This is a genomic window from Desulfovibrio sp. ZJ746 (assembly GCF_011039155.1).
In the GTDB taxonomy this organism is placed as follows: Bacteria; Desulfobacterota; Desulfovibrionia; order Desulfovibrionales; family Desulfovibrionaceae; genus Desulfovibrio.
Map to the genome: position 1 here is coordinate 48,823 of NZ_JAAKEK010000002.1, position 20,087 is coordinate 68,909.

The window sequence follows — 20,087 nt, forward strand, 5'->3', positions numbered from 1 at the left end:
CCTTGCGGGACTTCGCTTTTGGGGAAACCGGTCGTCCAGCGAAGTCTTGCGGGGCGCGCCGGCTGAGCCGAATGGGAAACAGGTTTCCCATGGTACTTTATTTTTTTTTCTAAAATCGTCTGCCCTCATGGGCATCCCCGTCTCTTCCCGGGGCCCGACTTGACAATATTTGCCAAGCTGCTATTTTCTTAGCCATCTGGAGATAAACTTCAGAAGATTTCCTGCCAATTTGGAGATCGACCGGCCTTGTTTCCGGCCCACAGGCAGGCTCGCCCCATATCGGGCGTGTCCGCCGGAAGTGGGTGTACGCGGGTTATTTTCTCGCGCACTGACGTGCCAGGCCCTTGCTGCGAAAATGGCAGGAACTCAAATGCTCTCTCTCTTCTCTCTCTCTGGAGTTAACGCGTCCGCGTGCCCTCGGCGCGGCTTTTTGCGTGCCGGGCCTTAAGGCTCCGCCGCCCTGAAATGGCGTTTCCACGCCCGTTTCAGGGCTTTCCAGTTTTCTGTCCCCAGGAATTTCGGCAACGAACCACGGCTTCCAGCCAATAGAGAAACCTTAAGAAACTTCCCAGGAGCCCATCATGGCCGACATCCGCCTCGCCAAGCCCGCCGCCGGCGCCACCCAGACCGTCCCCTGCGAACCCGAAGCCCGCTTCGTCTTCGACTTTCCCACGACGGACGCCACCCTCGCCCGCGACGGCGACAACCTGAACATCAGCTTTCAGGACGGCTCACGGCTCCAGCTCGAGGGCTTTTATCAGGAATATAACGGCGACAACCTGCCCTCGTTCACTATCGACGGCACCGAAGTGGCCGCGGCGGACTTTTTCGAGGCCATGAACGAGCCCGACCTCATGCCGGCAGCCGGCCCCGGCACGGGCACTGTCGCCAACGGCGCGCGCTTCCACGAATGGGGCGATTCCTCGCTCACCGGCGGTATCCAGCATCTGGACGGCCTTGACTGGGGCTTCTCCCGCAGCTTCGAGTGGGACGACGTGCCCAACGCCGTGGGCCGCAACGGGGATGATTGGGGCTGGTGGGCCGACCGAGGCGGCGAGCCCGACAATCCCGTGACCATCGTCCCCGAGGACCCCACCCCCGTGCCTCCCGGCACGCCGGGCATCCCGGGCATCCCGGAAGGCGGTGAGCCCGGCAACGCGGGCATCGTGCCCACCGGCGACGTGCGCGTGGTGGATGAGGCCGGCCTGCGCGGCGGCGGCACGGTCTCCGTCAACGGCGCCATGCGCATCACCGCCCCGGACGGCCTCGCCAGCATCGAGATCGCGGGACAGGCCGTCTGGCAGAACGGCCATATCATCGGCAATCCCAGCTTCGCCACCGACGAGGGCTATTTCCACAATTTCGCCTATGACGCGGCCTCCGGGCGCCTCACCTATATCTACACCCTCACCTCCTCCACGCAGGAGCACGGACAGCCCGGCGCGGACCACATCGCCCATTCCCTGCCCGTGACCGTGCGCGACACGGACGGCGACGCCGCGTCCAGCAGCATCACCATCGTCATCAGGGACGATATGCCCGAAGCGGTCAATGACTATGCAAAAGCTGTGGAAGGGCATGAAATTAGCGGGAATGTCGTTAAAAACGACACGCGCGGCGCCGATGACCTGGGCACTTTCGATGACGGGAGGGTTGTGCGCTGGGGCGTGTCCGAAGATGCCCGCGAGGGCGACCACTATGTGATCCAGTTGCAGGATAACGCTGGCAGGCAATATGGCACCGTGGAGCTGTATGACGACGGCAGCTACACGTTCAGGGCCGAGAGCGTCGGTGAGGGCTGGGACGAAGGCATAACCGAATTTTCCGCGCCCGCCATCGGATATGACATCGTGGATGCGGACGGTGACATTGCGCATGCCACGCTGAATCTTGAAACCATCAAGTTCGTGCCCGGCGTCACGCCGAATCCCCCGGAGCCGGAAGTTCCGGAGGAGCCCAAGCCCGGCGACGAAGAGAGCGGCGTCGGTGCCAAGGGCGCAACCATCAGCGTGGACGAGGGCGCGCTCGACGGCGCCTCAGGGCAGCACACGGAGCACGGCTTCAAGGGCACAGGCACGGTCACGCTTGAGGTGAACGGCGAGGCCAACGGCAAAGCCACGGCCACCCTGAGCGGCGCGGGCCATGCGGACATTACCGTTGCCCTGCCCGACACGAGCGAGGGCGATACCAGTGTGACGTTCCCCGAGGGCAGCATTTTCACCATCAACGGCGTGGACGTCACCTTCACCGGGGCCGATTACGCCGACGGCAAGTGGATGCTGAGCTATAAGTACGAGCTCAAGGACGCCCAGACCCACGACAAGGCCCAGGACCACGACAAGGTTCTCGGTGGCCCGGATGACGCAGGCATCAGCATCACCGTGAAGGACGCCAGCGGCGATGAGGCCACGGGCAAGGTCACTGTTGAAGTGCATGACGACATCCCGGTGGTGAGCACGGTTGAAGGCCAGAGCACCACCGTGCAGGTCAGCATGGGCGCGGACAACGTGGCCATTGACGGCCAGCCGGCCCACTACCATTCCGTGGAAGTCTCTATCAAGGGCACGGACACAGTCCTCCAGTGGAAGGCGGAAGGCTCCGAGGACGCCCAGCCGCTCTACAATCCCGATGGCACCTTCAATGCCGGCGCCTACACCGCCGAAAGCGACTACGGCACCGTCACGCTGCAAGTTTCGTCCGACGGCAGCCTGAAATTCGGCATGGAGCCGGCCGAGGACGGCAAAGAACAGAATGTGGAGCTGACGATCAAAGCCATAGACGCCGACGGCGACACGGCCAGCGCGGACGTAAAGCTCTCCACGCCCAGCATCACGACACCTCCTTCCGAGCCGGAAATCCCGGAAGAGCCCAAGCCCGGCGACGAAGAGAGCGGCGTCGGCGCCAAGGGCGCAACCATCACGGTGGACGAGGGCGCGCTTGACGGCGCCTCAGGGCAGCACAACGAGCACGGCTTCAAGGGCACAGGCACGGTGACGCTGGAGGTGAATGGCGAGGGCAACGGCCAGGGCAAGCTCACCCTGAGCGGAGCGGGCCATGACCCCATTGAGCTTAACCTGCCTGACACGAGCGAGGGCGTTACCAGTGTGACGTTCCCCGAGGGCAGCACCTTCACCATCAACGGCGTGGAAGTAACCTTCACCGAGGCCGATTACGCCGCCGGCCAGTGGACGCTGAGCTATACCTATGCGCTCACGGACGCCCAGACCCACGACAAGGCCGAGCATGACACTGTTCTCGGCGGCCCCGACACCGATGGCATCAGCATCTCTGTGAAGGACGCCAGCGGTGATGTGGCCACGGGCAAGGTCACTGTTGAAGTGCATGACGACATCCCGGTGGTGAGCACGGTTGAAGGCCAGAGCACCACCGTGCAGGTCAGCATGGGCGCGGACAACGTGGCCATTGACGGCCAGCCGGCCGACTACCATTCCGTGGAAGTCTCTATCAAGGGCACGGACACCGTCCTCCAGTGGAAGTCGGAAGGCTCCGGGGAGGCGCAGCCGCTCTACAATCCCGATGGCACCTTCAATGCCGGCACCTACACCGCCGAAAGCGACTACGGCACCGTCACGCTGGAAGTTTCGTCCGACGGCAGCCTGAAATTCGGCATGAAGCCTTCGGCCGACGGCAAAGAACAGAATGTGGAGCTGACGGTCAAGGCCATTGACGCCGACGGCGACACGGCCAGCGCGGACGTAAAGCTCTCCACGCCCAGCATCACGACACCTCCTTCCGAGCCGGAAATCCCTGAAGAGCCCAAGCCGGGTGACGAGGAGAGCAAGGTCGACGCCACGGGCGCGACCATCACGGTGGACGAGGGCGCGCTTGACGGCGCCTCAGGGCAGCACAACGAGCACGGCTTCAAGGGCACAGGCACGGTGACGCTGGAGGTGAATGGCGAGGGCAACGGCCAGGGCAAGCTCACCCTGAGCGGCGCGGGCCATGACCCCATTGAGCTTAACCTGCCTGACACGAGCGAGGGCGTTACCAGTGTGACGTTCCCCGAGGGCTCCACCTTCACCATCAACGGCGTGGACGTGACCTTCACCGGGGCCGATTACGCCGCTGGCCAGTGGACCCTCAGCTATACCTATGCGCTCACGGGCGCCCAGACCCACGACAAGACCGAGCATGACACTGTTCTCGGCGGCCCCGACACCGATGGCATCAGCATCACTGTGAAGGACGCCAGCGGCGATGAGGCCACGGGCAAGGTCACTGTTGAAGTTCATGACGACATCCCGGTCATCAGCGCGGTCACCACCGTGGCAGGCAAGCCGGCCAATGCGGTGGAATTCTCCTTCGGCGCGGATGACAGGGCGAATGATCCGGCCAGCCAGCAGCAGGTCGAGGTGAGCATTGACGGCGAGAAGCTCACGTGGGCTCACGGCGAAAGCAGCGAAACGGACCTCTCGCAAATCACGTCAGGCGAGTGGACCACCACGGCGACGACAAAGGACGCTGAGGGCAATGAGGTAAAGGTCGATCTCAAGGTCAGCTACCAGGACGGCAAGTACGTCTTTGCGTATGCCGACAAGGAAGCCGCCAATCCGAACCTCAAGCTGGATGTGCAAATCACCGACGCCGATGGCGACACCGCGAGCGCCAAGGTCAGCCTCGCCACTCCCGGCCTGGAGGTGCCCCCGCCCCCGCCTGCTCCCAGCGACACTCCCTTCATTCCGGCCACCGGCAATGCCCAGATAGTGGTGGACGAAGGCGCGCTGCTGGCGGATGACCAGGGGCACGCCTACCACGGCAAGCAGGGCACAGGCTCCTTTGAGGTTGAAATCACCGACCCCGAGGGTGGCAGCATCGAGCTTGCGGCCGGCGGCAAGACGGTCAGCCTGACTGTTGCGGCTGACGGCACGGTGACAGTCCAGCCGGAAGATGCCTCTTTCACCATCAACGGCGTCGAAGTGGGCGGCTTCACGGCCAGCCCGCTGGGCGATGGCAAGTGGGAGGTCAGCTACACCTACGAGCTCACGTCCGCCCAGACCCATGACAAGGATGGCCAGCCTCTGGACGAGGGCAGCTACAACAGCGATGACGTTATCTTCACCGACAAGGCCATCGGCATCACGGTGAAAAACCATGATGGCAGCGAGTCCGACCAAGGCAAGATCAGCGTTGAGGTGCATGACGATGTGCCGGTTATCAGCGCCGTGGCGGCCGATGCCGATGGCCCCGTCAACGCCGTGAAGTTCTCCTTTGGCGCGGATAACAGGGCGAATGATGCGGCCAGCCAGCAGCACGTCGAGGTGAGCATTGACGGCGAGAAGCTCACATGGACCGATAGCGACGGCAACGGACAAGGCTCGGACCTCTCGCAGCTCCAGTCCGGCAGCTGGACTGCCGAAGTGCCGGTGACAGGCGTGGATGATGACGGCAACCCGCTCACCACCGCGGTCACGGTCACGTACAGGGACGGCAAGTACGTCTTTGAGTATGCCGACAAGGAAGCTGACAATCCGGATCTGAAGCTGGATGTGCAAATCACCGACGCCGATGGCGACACGGCCCTCGCAAATGTCTATCTGGGCACGCAGCCGGGTGATGGTCCCGACACTCCCGGCAACGAATCCGCCATTCCGGCCACGGAGGGCGCCAACATCGTGGTGGACGAGGGCGCGCTGAAAGACGGCAGCCACGCCCATGACGCCCACGGCAAGGAGGGCATCGGCCAGTTTAATGTGGAGCTGCCCCATGCGGAGGGCGGCACCATAGAGCTTGCGGTCCCCGGCGCGGACGGCCAGCCGATAACGCTGACCATCAGCATTGCTGCCGCCAGCGGGGATGGCCAGCCGGCCTACACCATTACCGGCGCGGAATCGCTGGTGGCCAACGGCGTTGCCCTCTCCGAGTTCCAGCTGGTGTACAATGGCGACGGAGCGGAAGGCAAAGACAGCTGGACGGTGAACTATCACTACGAGCTCACCGGCGCCCAGAAGCATGACCCGGAAACGGCCGACAAGAGCCTCTATGAGGAAGGCGCGGTCAAGATCACTGTTACGGACGGAACGGGCGAATCCGTTACCGGCCAGATCAACATTGAAGTGCATGACGACGCGCCCCAGGCCGTGGCGGACTTCGCTGAAGTGACGCGGGGCCGGGATGGCAAGACGGAAGCCGTCACAGGCGACCTGCTTGAGAATGACAGCTTCGGCGCGGACGGCAAGGCCGACGCCGGGTATGTCAAGCCTGCGGGCGATGTTGAAACCGCCAACGCCTATACCCTCAAGGGCGAGTACGGCACCCTTACGCTCAAGGCGGACGGCACCTACTCCTATCAGCTGAATGACGAGAATCAGGATGTCATCGCCCTGGTCAAGGGCCAGACCCTGACGGAGACCTTTGACTACCAGATAACGGATGGCGATGGCGATGTGAGCACCGCCACGCTGACACTTACCGTTACGGGCGATCATGGCGTTACCGTCACCCCCGGCGACGATCCCACACCTGGCGCGTCCAGCGTGGCCACGGTCTATGACGCGGGCCTTGCGGACGGAAACCATGCGGGAGAGGACCGTTACACGACCGAAATCAGCAAGACCATGCATATCGAGGCCAAGGACGGCCTTGGAAGCATAAAGGTGGACGGTGAAACTGTCTGGGAGAATGGAGAGTTCAAGGGTGCGGAAATCGGCACACCTGATGGCAAGCTGACCATCACCGGGTATGACGAGGCAAACGGCACTCTCAGCTATACCTACAAACTTGACAGCGCGGCCATGCACGACAAGCCCGGCGAGGACAACCGGCTCACGCATGAGTTCACGGTTGAGGTAGCTGATATTGACGGCGATACCGGCAAGGGCGCCATCAAGATCAACGTGGTGGACGACGCGCCGGTCTGGACACAGGAGTCCTCTACGGTCCATAGCGATCCGGGCTTTACCTCTCTCACGGGCATCGGAAATGAGAGCATGAGCATTGATTTCACTAAGGGAGGAACAGGATCGTACGCGGCTGTGTTCAACAAGTGTGGGCTGAAGACCACTCTTGAGTATGGGGAGAATAAAGATACTTCGCTCCCATCAGGGTTGAATCCGAATGGTAATAATCCAACTGCCCAGGCAACCACTCCGAATGGCAGTGTAAAAATGACTGCATCCTTTGTGCATTACAGATATGTGGAGAATGAGGGAGAAGGCCTGCTGGATGTTGACAATGTGGTGGACATTACCAATGCCATACCCCATAGCGCCAAGGCTCTCCGTCTGACAGGGGAAGGCATCACCGTTGGCGCCACCACAAACGAAAATGCCTGGAACGGGGGCACGAACGATGGCGAAATCTCTGCCGTCGGGGCGACCGGGAACCACGAACTGAAGGGCGCGAACGGCATCGGCAACTTTGAGAATGCCTATGGCAGAGATCACTACTTGGGGAATGGCAAGGGAGTCGATGCGGACAATGTCTCCGAGGCCATCGTTTTTGACCTCGGGCGCACTTCCTCTTACGGCTTCAAGATTAACCTCGGCACCAGTCTGCAAGATGGCGACCGGGTACTGCTCACTTTCATGCAGGCGCCGGCCAACAGCAGCGACGACTCCATCGTCAAGATGGTGGAAATCAGGGATGGTGTTACGGAAAGCCCCTTCTGGGACAAGGACGACGCCGGCAACTACACCATCAGCGTGCCGGACGGCTTTACCAAGGTCATTGTGTCCGCCCTGCCCAAGGAGACGTACACCGTCGGCGATGACGGCTTCAGCGCCAATAAGACTTCAGGGGGCACGGAAAGCTCGGGCTTCATCATCAAGTCCGTGGATTTCCTTACGGCCACCGAGGTCTCCCGCGGCACGGTGCACGCCGTCAGCGCGGACGAAGTCACCTACGACTGGAACTGGGACAATCTCAAGGGCGCCGAAGTGCTGGTGAAGGGCGAGAACGGCGGGCAGTTCACCCTGACGTCCCCGACGCAGACGCAGTCTGGCACGCTGATAACCTATGAGTGGAAGGCCGGTGACAAACTCCTCTTTGTGGCGACCATAAATACTGAAAGCGGCGAGTGGACTGTCACCCATTACCATGAGTTTGACATGCTCAATGGCGAGGCCCCCTTCAGGATCGATGCCAAGGACAAGGATGGGGACGTTTCCACCATTGACCTGGAGCTGAACCCGCATTTCACCAGGTTTGCCGAAGTTATTGACGGTACCTATCTGAAGGGCTGGGACCAGGTGAACGTCGCCACCAAGGACCAGGCCGACGACATCCTCGTTGGTAAGGATGACAACAGCCTCATCTACGGCAAAGGCGGCGACGACCTGCTCATCGGCGACAAGCTGGACGGGCCGGAGGAGTATGACCCCGAAGGCAAAACTGTGGAGGATATTGCCGGCCGGATTGCCAACGCCACGACAGAGACGAACCTTAACAACGTGGCTGGCAATGTCTCAGGCGACAAGGTTACGGAGTATGCCGATACAAAGGTCGACACGCTCTATAACGACATAGTGGACCTTGACGACAACGACGCCCGGGAGGAGCTCGGCAAGGAGCTGGAAGGCTACGAAAAGGTCACCCACGGCGACGACGCGCTCTATGGCGGCCAGGGCAATGACCTGCTCTTCGGCGCCGGCGGCAATGACTACCTCAGCGGCGACCTCGGTTCGGATATCCTCTATGGCGGCGGCGGCAATGACATCATTCTCTATGACGAGAACGATGCCTACATTGACGGCGGCTCAAACATCGACATCCTGCTGGCCGGCAAGAGCGCGGACCTCACCGACTTGCAGAACAGGGACGACATCCGCAATATCGAGGTCTTCATCAAGTCGGAAAATACCGACAACGTCGCCACGCTGGGCATAACCTCGCTCCAGACGCTTGCCCAGTACGGCGTCAGCATCGACGAGGCCAACAACACCATCCACCTCTCCGGCGCCTGGACCGACGAGGGCAATGGCGTTTATAAGAACAGCTCGGCCGGCCTGCAACTGGCGACCAATAATCTGTCCACTATCGGGGTGGTGGACAGCCGTGGTTCTGACAAGAAAAGTGGCACGGCGGCCAACGACGTGCTGCTGGACAGCGCCGCCGCCGCCATCATCGGCACGGGCCTGCACAACTCCTTCTATGAAGATGTGCTCAAGCACCATGAAGACCTGGCGCAAGAGATCGCGGAGAAGGGCGAGCTGAAGGACAATTCCTTCTCCAACATCTTTGGCGGCGGCGGTGACGACATCCTCTTCAACAACGCGGCCAACAGCGTCCTGCTGGGCGATGGCGATGACGATACCAAGACAGCCATTGATGCCAGCCTGGGGAGGAACGACCAGAAGATTGCCGACTTCATCGACGCCACCAAGGGAGATGTCGAAAAGCTGGAAGGCATCGACACGTCGCTCTACGAGAAGGAAGCCGAGCTGGAGAGGGAAACTGACGGCGCGGACATCATCCACGGCGGCAGGGGCTCGGAAATCCTCTACGGCGGCGGCAAGGCCGACCACCTGGACGGCGGCGCGGGCGATGACATCCTCATCGGCGGCTCCGGCGACGATGTGCTCCTGGGCGGCGACGACGAGGACCTCCTCTTCGGCGGTTCGGGCAACGACTTTCTGGATGGCGGCGCGGGCAGGGACAGCCTCTTCGGCGGCACCGGCGACGACCTCATTGTCTATGACCCGACCGACTACCTCATCGACGGCGGCACGGGCATCGACTTCCTGCTGTCTGCCGACAGCAAGCCTGACCACAACCTGGCAGATATGCTGGGCAACTGGGAACAGAACGGCGTCGACAAGGGCGTGCCCATGGTGCATGACGTGGAGGTCATGCTCAAGGGTGTGGACACGAGCCTCCAGAACATGGACGCCGTTGCCAAGGAATACGGCTTCAGCTTGGAAAAGGACGCCAATGGCCGCGAGACCCTGGTGCTCGACAAGAGCAAGTGGGAGCTGGATGAAGCCCAGAGCGGCAACGGCACCCAAACCTATGTGAACACGGAGAGCGGCGTCACGCTGGAAACCACGCTGGCGGAGGTCGGCAACACCGGCACGGATGCCGGCGAGCAGGCGGCCCAGACCATCGTGCTCGCGAACAACGGCTAAGAGCGCACAAGGGCAGGCGGAGCTTCGCAAGCTCCGCCTGCCGCCTTTGCCGCCATGCGCATCCTGTTCATCAGCAACTACTTCCCGGGCGATCTCGGGCCGCTCGCGCGCGTGCTCGCATCCGCGCCGGAAAACGAGGTCTTGTACGCCTCCATTCGCCAGCGCAAGGATTTTGTCCTGCCCGGTGTCCGGCGCGTGCGCCTGAAAAACTGCCACGCCCTGTTCGACGAGGGGGAATCCAGCGTTTCCCGCATCTGGGAGGAGGCCGTGCAGCGCGGCGCGGGCGGCCTGCGTTCCATGCAGTCCCTGCGCGATTCGTGGGGCATGCCGGACATCATCTTCGCCTCCCTCGCCGCCGGGGCCGGGCTCTTCGCCCCGCAGGCCTTTCCCGGCGCCTTCATCGTGGCCTACGCGGAAAGCGGGCTCAAGAATTACTCCCTGCTGCCGGAGGAATTGCGGAACGCCTGGGCCCTCATGCAGGGCGTGCTCTTCTTGCAGGGGAACCTCTGCTACGCCTTCAGCGAGGAGGAGCGCCAGCTCTTCGCGCCCCAGTTGCAGGGGGGCATCCGCATCGTGCCGCCCAGCGTGGACACGGAACTCTTTTCGCGCGAGGCCGCCGGGCCGTGGGCGCCCGGGGTGCGGGCCCCGCTGCTCACCCTCAACGCCATCGGAGTCGAGGGGGCGCCGCTGGCGGAGTTGCTTAAAACCGCCCATGCAGCGCTCAGGCAACTCCCCCTATGCAGTGTTGTCATCCTGACAGAAAACAGTGTCCGCAGTTTGCGGCTGCGGCATGCAGCGGGCGCTTGGGAAGATGCGTGCCGTAACCGGCTTGAAGTCCATGACGCGCTGCCCTTCCTGCGCTACCGGGATTTGCTCGCCGCCTCCTCGCTTATGGTCTGCCCTGACAGCGGCGAGGCAGCGCGGCGCACCATGCTCCAGTGCATGAGTTGCGAGACCCTGCTCATGGCGAGCCCCGACGCGGCCAATTTCCTGCGCCCGGGCGTCAACATGCTCGCGCTGCCCGCCGATGGTTTCGCGGACGCCGTGCTGACGGCCCTGCAAGCCATCCCCGCCGATGGTTCCCCGACGCCGCAGGGCCGCATGGCGCGGCGCAACGTGCTCGCGCATTTCAGCGAGGCGACCGTGGCTCCCCGGCATCTGGACGAGGTCATGCAGGCCTGGGCGGCCTGGGCAAAGCAACATCGCAAGCAATGACAGGGGCAATGGCGCCTGATTCCGCCACACTTGTCCGCTATATCGGCCCCCCACCCACTCTTTTTGTCCGCCCGCTGTCGTGACGCATATGCTGAAGTTGACCCCGGTGTCTTGAGCAATAATCCATAATTTCCGCTTTCTTGTTGAATTTCTCCCTCATTGCGGGAAAAGCGCGGGGGTTGGTCATGAAGAGAGCATGGCGGGGAGGCTGAAAAGCGACAGGCGATGATTTAAAACCCACGCCACACCCCTGGCTCGCCTTTACCGAAGCGTGGATATCTTTTACCCTCTGATCAGTGGGAACGCTTTAACTGCGCGCGCAAAAATCGGCTCCTGCGCGGGGCGGGCATCCCTCCCCACGCCATGAACTCCCGCTGGGGTTGGGAGGAAAAAGGGCCCTGTCCGCAAAACGTGCCATGTGGGAGGCGCCGGAAAAAGGGTTGCGGATGGCACCACCAGCGCGCAGTCGGAGCAAAATATTTTTGTCGGTAAAATTGTGGGCAAACCAGATAAATATAAAATGCTTCCTCAAATTAAATCAGTATGATGATTATACGTCGCAACGCCGTCTCTCGCACCCGCCGAATCTCCAAGGAAGTCCCGCAAGGTTCCAAAAGCCTTGCGGGACTTTGCGTTTGGGGAAATCCTGCCCTACGGAGCGGGGGGCCGGCACGGCGGCCGCAGCGCGCAGGGAGGAGGATGGCACTTGTATTTCCTGGCTCTTGAATTTGCTGTCATCAAACCGGTTTTATCGCTGCCGGCATGGCACGGGGCCCGCTGGAGCGCATGGTTGCGGGAGGCCTGCCACCTCTGCTCGTGCAATTTCGATGAAATGGTCTTGGGGCTGCTGCCCATGCGCAAGGGCACAAAACCCCTCGCCGTGGGGGAGCGCCTTTTTTTGCGCCTCCTCCTCTCCGAAAGCGGCCTCGCCTCCCTGGGGCTGCTTCTGGAGGCGCTCACCCGCATGGCTGGCAAGGGGGAATTCTCCGCGCACAGCCTCTCCCTGCGCCGGGTTCATGACCTGCCCGGGGGGGAATGCCTCTGGCAAGGTTCGGGCCCCCTCACCGGCAGCCCGAGGCCGTTCCATGAAACCCTCCTGCATGCGGAAATCGAGAAAATGCGGGAAGCGGACAGCTGGACGATCAGCTTCCCGGGCCCCCTGCGCCTGCCGCTGCCCGCAGGCCATGCGGACCGCGGGGAAAATGTCCGCAAATATGCCGCGCCGGCCAACCTTCTTGACCGGGAGGGCGTGGCCAACCTCCTGAACCGGGTGCGCTTTCTCGACGGGGAAGGGCCGGTGGCCCTTCCCGCCGGCGTGCGGGTTGACAGGGAGCATTCGGGCCTGCAATGGGAGGACATGCGCTACAATCCGCACCGCAGGATCGCCCTGGGGGGCGTCACCGGCTTTCTGCGCTGCCTGGGCAAAACGGATTTCGCCACCGCCCGGCGCCTGGTTCTCGGCCAATACCTCGGGGCCGGCAAGAACGCCCGCTTCGGCCTCGGTTTCTGGCAAGTGCGGCGGGGCTGAAACCGCGCCGCAAAAACATGGTGGGGAGGATTTCGTGGCGGACGTCAAGGTGCTGGTTTCGTGGCTCGGCAGCAAGGACATAACGTATCTCTCCACTCCCGGGCTCGCGGGCCGCGAGCTCGGCGCCATCAATTCCATTCTTCAGGACACCCAATATGGGCCGTTTAACGAGCTCTTCCTGCTGAGCTCCCGCAATTCGGTCGAATGGGAAGGATTTGAAGAGTCACTCAGGCAGGCCTTGCACAGGCTGGAGGATATTTGCAGGCGATCCGGGATATGCCTGCGCAAGTGCGAAGCGCCGGAAGATTTTCGGAGCGCCACCCCGGGAGAAATTTTCAACTTCGTCCTCCAGGCATTGGATGCATGCTATGGCGGAAAAAAGAACATCGCTTTTTTCTACAACATTACCTCCGGCACGGCGCTGATGTCCGCCATGCAGCTCTATATGGGGACCACCAGCCGGTATCAGGGCACCTGCCTCTATACCTTCGATCCGAGGTGGGTGACCAAGGAGGCCCCAAATGTGGGCAAGGTCGGGCTGCCCGGCATGCTGGCCTCGCTGGAAGCCCCGGACCCTGCCGACGAAGGGCTCTACATCGAGCCCAACCGGAAGGTTTACGACCAAGTGCGGCTGAAAGTGGCCAACACCGATGCTTCCATCCTCATCTTGGGCGAAACGGGCGTGGGCAAGACAGCCCTTGCGGAATACGTGCACGAGCAGGACAGGAAGCGCTGCGACAAGGAAATGGTGGCCCTGAATTGCGCCACTTTTATCGGCCAGCCCGACGTGCTCTTGTCCGAGCTGTTCGGGCATGAAAGGGGCGCCTTTACCGGCGCAGTCAGCAAGCGGGAGGGCGCATTCAGGCAGGCGCACGGCTCGACCCTGTTCCTCGACGAGGTTGGTGAGATCCCCCTGCCCCTGCAGGGCCTGCTGCTCCGCGCCCTTGAGAAGAAAATTGTCAAGCCGCTGGGTTCCGAAGAGGAAATCAAGGTAGATGTGCGGATAATCGCGGCGACCAATGTGGACTTGAAACAAGCCATGCGGGAGGGAAAATTCCGCACCGACCTCTACTACCGCCTGGCGCAATATTCCCCGCACCTCAAGTCCCTGCGCGAATACACGGATGAGGAAAGGCGCACCCTGCTTCACCGCCTGCTCGCAAAAATCAATGCCAAATCCTATAGCCTCGAGCCGCGCCAGTTGACACGCGGCGCGGAACGGCTCCTGCTCCACTCCCCGTGGCCGGGAAATATCCGCGAAATGTGGTTCAGGCTCGAAAGCATCTGCCTGCTTTCCGGGAAGCTCGTGACCGAGGCGGATGTGCTGGAGCAGATGGGGGGGGCGCCCGCTGAGCCCGCCGTGGCCCCCCTGCCCGCTGGCGAACACGGGCTGCCCCACAACCTGGACGCGTGGCTGGAAGAGCAGGCATACTCCTTGATGAATGAAGCACTGCGTGTTTGCCCCACCCAGAAGGAAGCGGCCATGCGGCTCGGGCTTGCGCCTTCCACCTTCAATTCACGGCTGCAGAAATTCCGGGACAGGCAGTCGTAGCGCCCGCGAGGTCGGGCGAAATCCCGTTTTCAGGATAATTTTCAACGAAAATTCGTATTCAGGTTTTCGCTTCCAGAGGGATAAAATATCAACATATTGAAATTATAATAAAAATATTCTAGCATGCTTTGGCACGCTTCCTGCTCTCTTGGTTGCGTCCCTGCGGGGGCACACACACCCAAAACCAGGAGCGACAGCATGTTCATCCCCATCCTCATCCGCATCCTGATGCGCTAAGGCGCACAGGGAGAGGGCCCGGGAGGCCCTTTTCGCCAGGCGGCAATCCCGCCGCCCGCCAAAACAGGGGGAAAATCATGTCCATCTTTATCGAACTCGGAAAGTTCGTGGCCGTGGAGATCATCACCGTAGCGGCCGAAAAGATCGTGGAGGCCATCGAGGAAGACTGACCCGTGGCCGGGCGGCGCCCCCGCCCGGCGCGGCTTGCCAAACCCAACAAAGGAGGCTCCCCATGATCATGCCCGTCCCCCCCTGGGTCCTGCTCAGGATCCTGCTGCGCCACTAGGCGCGGCCAAGGGCCCCTGGCGGCCCTTTTGAGGGAATGGCGGCACTCCCGCCGCCATGCAAAACAAGGAGAGAACCCATGTTCGAGGTCGCAAAGGCAATCGCCGAGGTGGTCGGGCCCATCATCGCCGAAAAAATCGTGGAGGCCATAGTGGAAGACTGAGCCACGGCCGGGCGGCGCCCCCGCCCGGCCGTGGATTGCCAAACCCAGCAAAGGAGGCTCCGCCATGATCATCACCATCCTGCCCGGCCCCCTGCCGCGCTAGCGCGCCCGGGCACGGGCCCTCCGGGCCCTTTTTGGGAAATGGCGGCAATCCCGCCGCCATGCAAGACAGGGAGAAAAATCATGTCAGGGCTCTGCAAGTGCCTCACCGTGGCTGTCGTCGCCATCGTCGCCCAAAAAATCCTGGAAGCGCTCGAGCGCCCGTGACCGGCCGGGAGGCCGCGGCCTCCCCTTCGGCTTGTCAACCGCAAAAAAAGGAGCCCGACATGCTGTTCTACCCGGATTTCACCGCAAGCGGCCACCTCGGCGCCAACGTGCGCTAGGCCGGGCGGGGGGCATCCCCCCGCATGTTGTGGGCGGCGCCCCGGAGAGGGGCGCGGGGGCATCACCCATTTCGGCACCTTTTCCCTGTTATTCGTTATCTGTTGCCCCGGCGCGGGGTTGCGGCTAACATGAGGCGTGGCTGTTCACCCGCCGCTTGCCGCTGCGGGGCGCCCACGCTGCGTCCCCAGACGCCCCGCGTCAACGAGTGAAACACGCCCCCGAGGGCGGCCTGCCCGGAACCCGGAAGGCAGCGCAGGAGTTGAAGATGGCTTCCGACCATGTTTTTGTTTCCATGACCGGCACCCAGGTTCTGGGTGTCCTCCAGCCGCTCATGGTTCTCGCCAAGAATGAAGGGCCGCTTGACATCCGGCTCCTCCACACGGCCCACACGCTCCCCGAGGCGTTGCGCATCAGGGACTTTTGCGCCCGCCGCGGCCTTGGCGAAGTCACGCTCTCCGAAGTCAGCACAGAGTTGGGAGCCGAAGACAGCGCGCCCCGCAAGGTCCGGGAAATCGCGGAAAGCCTGGCCGAACGCGGCGCAAGGCCCTGTTTCAACATCGACGGCGGCATGAACTTCATGCTGGCCGGCTGCGCCCTGGCTCTCGCGCCCTTCAGGCCCCGCCTCATCCAGACCACCCGCGAGCGCGCGCTCATTTACGACACGGCGGATGATTCCTGCGTGGTGCAGCGTTTGCCCGAGCCGCTTTCCGTGGAAGAGATCCTCGACTTGCAGAAAGTGGAATATACGGCGGGGGCGAAAAATCCGGATACATGCGAGAAAGAGCCGCTGGACACGCTCATGATGAAGCACAGGGTGAAGCTCCCCGCCGCCTGCCTCGAGAATGTTGAGGTTTCGGGGATCGTCTTTGACCATGTGTGGAATCCCGGCAACAACCGCCTGTGCTTTTTCAAGGATTGGCGCTTCCCGATCAAGGACAGCAACAGGCGCCTCGAGCGCGAACGCGATTTTGCGCAGTGGAGCAAGAACCGCAGGCGCTGCGGCCAGATCTATGACAAGCACACCTACGCGCTGGTCCAGGAAAATAAATCAAGGCAGCGCCTGGAACAAGCTTCTGGAGGCCAGATCGAGGTCCTCGACCTCGATGCCCGCTATGCGGACGACAATGGCCGCGAGATCTGCGCCGGGGAGAAGCTCGCAAAGATATTCTCCGCCAGGCTTCACAAGGTCCGGGAGAGGCTTCTGGAAAAGCCCAGGGCCAGCGAGCTCCCGCCCATGCGGGACGGCACCCTCGTCGTCTGCGTCGGCACGAACCTCATCCCCACCCTGGTGGCCATCTGCAGCCACAAGGCGAGGCATCTCGTGCTGTGCTACAACCTGCAGGACAAAAGGGTGCGGGACTATGCCCGGGGCATCGCGGAATACCGGGAGGAACTGGGGCTGGAATCCGTGACCCTCGCCAAGTATCCGCTGGAGGGCGTGTTTCCCGGCCAGTACCTGCCGGCCGCCGAGCCCGGCGCCAGGGTTGCGGTAAACATCACCCCGGGCACCAAGGGCCAGACCTGCATGCTCGCCCTGTGGGCCGCGGAACACGGCTATGACATCTGGAGCCTGTACAACAAGAAGCGCGTGTGCAAGCCCATTTCCGCCAGCGGGAGCCCGGAAGACATCCCCATGGAAATTTGCGACCCGCTGCTGGTCTTCAGGATCATGGGCATAAACGTTTTGGAGAACAGTACGACGGAGGCGGACCTTGCCCCGGATTTTCCCTGGCTGGACGCGCTGCTGGAATTTATGCGCCGCCTGTCCCGCGCGGGAAAAGACTTCGCCCAGGCCTGGGAGCGGGGCTGCACGCTGGGGAATGATGTGTTGAAATACCGCCACAACCACCATTGGCGCCTGAAGCTTGACGGCGAAACCCATGATTTCCTGAAAGAGATCAAAGGTGTGTGGTATGAGAAACTGTGCGCCCGGGCCCTGATGCACGCGGGTGCCGACAAGGTGCGCCTGAACCTTGGCATCCGCTGGGACAACGACACCGAGACAGCTTTAAAGAAAAAATATGACGAGGTGAAGCACCTGCTGGAGCTCGATGTGGTGGGTGCCTGTCACGGCGACCTGGTGCTGATTTCCTGCAAGGCAAAGGTGCTTCAAGAGGATGATGCGGAGATAAAAGAATCGCTGGACTATGTTGCGGCCGAAGCCGCCAACACCGCGGCGCACCTCGGCCGGTTCGCGCTGTGCATGGTGTCCGATCTCGGGGCTTCCAAGTGCATGATCGACAGGGGCGTCACCATTCTCGGCTGGCGCGACATCTGTGAGCCGGAAAAATTGCGGGAACACATAGCGTCCTTGCGCCGCAGGGCCGGGACAAGCGCGGGAGAAGCATGATGGCGGGAAACGCTGCTGAAAAAACGGTTTTTTTCGCAAGGCTGTCCGTGGAGGGCATCCAGAGATACATCTTCTCCACCGGCAAGCTGAAGGAAATGATTGGCGGCTCGGAGATAATCCATTTCCTGGCCTCCCGGGATTTTTACCGGCCCCTGCTGGAAGATGAGCTCGGCCTGCGCGAAGACACGGACTTCAGGTGCGCGGAGGGCAGCTATATGGTCGCCCAGGCCAATGCCGGCGTCCTGTGCCTCATCCTGCCCGATGAGCGTTCCGCCAAGAAATTCCTGCGCCGCGCGTCGGAAGAGCTGCTGCGCTCCTTTCCCGGGCTCCCCTTTTACGGCGCCCTCGAGGCCTTTCCCTGGTCCGATGATGTCACGGGCCGCAAGGCCTATGACGCGGCCTACCAAAGAGCGAAAAACGCCATCTCCATCCAGCGCAACCACGACGCGGTGCCCGTGGGCGCGCCCCTGCTGCCCATCCTCCAGGCCTCGCGCCTTGACGGCCTGCCCGCTGTGAGGCGCGAGCGAAGCGGCCCGGGCGGCCGGGGCGAGCTGGTCTCGCTGCCCTCCCTCGCAAGGAGCCGCCCCGCCATGCTCGAAAGGTCGCGCACAAGGCTGCGCCGGGATGTGAAGCCGCCGGACGGGGTGGAGCTCGAGTGGAAGGACAACCTGGAAGAAATGCTGGAAGGCGAGGGCCGGAAGGTCGCGCTGATCTGCATGGACGGCAATGACCTCGGCAAGCTTTTCGGCGCCATGCTCCACAGCACCGTGGACATGTCGCTTTCCCAGTGCCTGCGGGAGCGGAAGGCGCTCTCGCAATTCATCCAGGACTGCACCACCGGCGCTTTCAGCTGGGCGGCCTCGCGCATCGCCGGCTACGAGCTTGAGAGCCGCCACGCGGCCGGGCGCCCGGACGGGCGCCTGCTCATGCCCCTGCGCCCGCTGGTCATGGGGGGCGACGATACAACCGTCATCGCCCGGGCCGACATAGCCCTGGCCTTTGTGGCGCTTTTTGCGGCCAGGTTCGGGGAGCTGGGGCGCCAGCAGGGCCTCTCCGTGGGCATCGGCATGGTGGTCATGCCCGCCGGCTATCCGTTCGCCAAGGCCTTTCCGCTGGCCGAGACGCTTCAGGACAGCGCGAAAAAGCGCACCCGTGATCTCGAGCCCGGCGAGCGGCCTTCCAGCATCGACTATCTCGTCCTCACCGAGGATGTGGAAAACGATGCCCAGCTCGTGCGCGAGCGCCTGTTCACCACGCCCGGCGCCCGGCTGACCACAAAGCCGCTGCTTTTCGGGGAGGAATTCACGCAATTGCTCGTCCATGGGCACAAGGTCCTCACGGGGCTCCCCCGCTCGCAGGTCCGGGAGGCCTGGACGGCCTGCCGCCAGGGGCCCCCGGCCGCCAAAAAGGGCTGGCTCAACCTCAGGGAAAACATCGCCCGCCGCATCGGCGGCCGCAAGGGCACCTTGCTGTCCATGGAAGAATTTGAGGCGATCTTTCCCGAAAACTTCTTTGTCTCCAGCGCAGGCGTGTGGCGCTCGCCGCTGGGCGATTATCTTGAGCTCGAGCATTTGCTGCCCGGCGATGCGGGCCTGTGCGCACGACTGTTCGCCATGATGGAGGAAAAGGCCGATGCTTGAAATTCCGCTGCAAATCGAGTTCCTCTCCGACTGGCATGTGGGCTCGGGCCTGGGCGACGGGGCCATTGCGGACGCCATCCTGAACCGGGATGTCAACGGCATTCCCTCCATCCCGGGTTCGGCCATCAAGGGCGCCCTGCGCGAGGGCGCGTGGCGCCTCGCCATTGCTGACAGGGCGCATCTTGAAAAACTGGTCGATTTCCTTTTCGGCACCGCCCAGCCGGACAAGAGCTCCAACCGCCCGGGGCGGATCTTCGCCAGCGGGGGGCGCCTGCGCGCCGATATCTATGCCTGGCTGGAATCCCTGGACGGCTGGGAAAGAAAGGAATTCGTCCGCGACATGACCATCCTCCGCTTCCAGACAAGGCTCGACGCCCGCAAAATGGTGGAGCCCCACACGCTGCGCTCCATCGAGTGCGGCATTCCGGGCCTCGCCTTCACGGCCACGCTGGCCGCGGATGTGCCCGCCGCCGCCGAAGACTGGCTGAAAGGCTATCTCGCCGCCATTTGCGCCTGCGTAAAAAGCATTGGCGGCCACAGGGCGCGCGGCCTCGGGCGCTGCCGCCTCAAGCTGGCCGGCATGGAGGACGGGGCCGCCCTGCCCCCACCCGCCCCCGAGTGCCTCCTGGCCAAGCTCAACTCGTGAGGGAA

7 protein-coding genes are annotated in these 20,087 nt (G+C 62.6%); all 7 read left to right on the forward strand.

Features of this window, described 5'->3' with window-relative positions; all coding sequences use genetic code 11:
• The first annotated feature begins 581 nt into the window (after window positions 1–581).
• The 7 genes from G7Y54_RS04580 (at window position 582) to G7Y54_RS04610 (ending at window position 20,082) form a co-directional block, all read left to right on the forward strand.
• A complete protein-coding gene (locus G7Y54_RS04580) occupies window positions 582–10,082 on the forward strand; it encodes a VCBS domain-containing protein (RefSeq protein ID WP_165078125.1) in 9,501 nt (3,166 codons plus the stop codon).
• Window positions 10,083–10,136: 54 nt separating this feature from the next.
• Window positions 10,137–11,297 (forward strand): hypothetical protein, encoded by a 1,161-nt coding sequence (locus G7Y54_RS04585; RefSeq protein ID WP_165078126.1) that lies wholly within the window; start codon window positions 10,137–10,139, stop codon window positions 11,295–11,297.
• Window positions 11,298–12,087: 790 nt separating this feature from the next.
• Complete coding sequence (locus G7Y54_RS04590) at window positions 12,088–12,825, forward strand: hypothetical protein (RefSeq protein WP_165078127.1); 738 nt, start codon at window positions 12,088–12,090, stop codon at window positions 12,823–12,825.
• A 34-nt stretch (window positions 12,826–12,859) separates the two neighbouring features.
• A complete protein-coding gene (locus G7Y54_RS04595; protein WP_165078128.1) occupies window positions 12,860–14,377 on the forward strand; it encodes a sigma 54-interacting transcriptional regulator in 1,518 nt (505 codons plus the stop codon).
• 1,334 nt (window positions 14,378–15,711) lie between these two features.
• Entirely contained in the window at window positions 15,712–17,796 is a 2,085-nt protein-coding gene (locus tag G7Y54_RS04600; RefSeq protein ID WP_165078129.1) for a hypothetical protein, read from the forward strand.
• On the forward strand, window positions 17,793–19,436 hold the full coding sequence (locus G7Y54_RS04605; protein WP_165078130.1) for a hypothetical protein: 1,644 nt from the start codon (window positions 17,793–17,795) through the stop codon (window positions 19,434–19,436). The genes G7Y54_RS04600 and G7Y54_RS04605 overlap by 4 nt, the downstream gene beginning before the upstream one ends.
• A complete protein-coding gene (locus G7Y54_RS04610; protein ID WP_165078131.1) occupies window positions 19,429–20,082 on the forward strand; it encodes an RAMP superfamily CRISPR-associated protein in 654 nt (217 codons plus the stop codon). The genes G7Y54_RS04605 and G7Y54_RS04610 overlap by 8 nt, the downstream gene beginning before the upstream one ends.
• The last annotated feature ends 5 nt before the right edge of the window (window positions 20,083–20,087 follow it).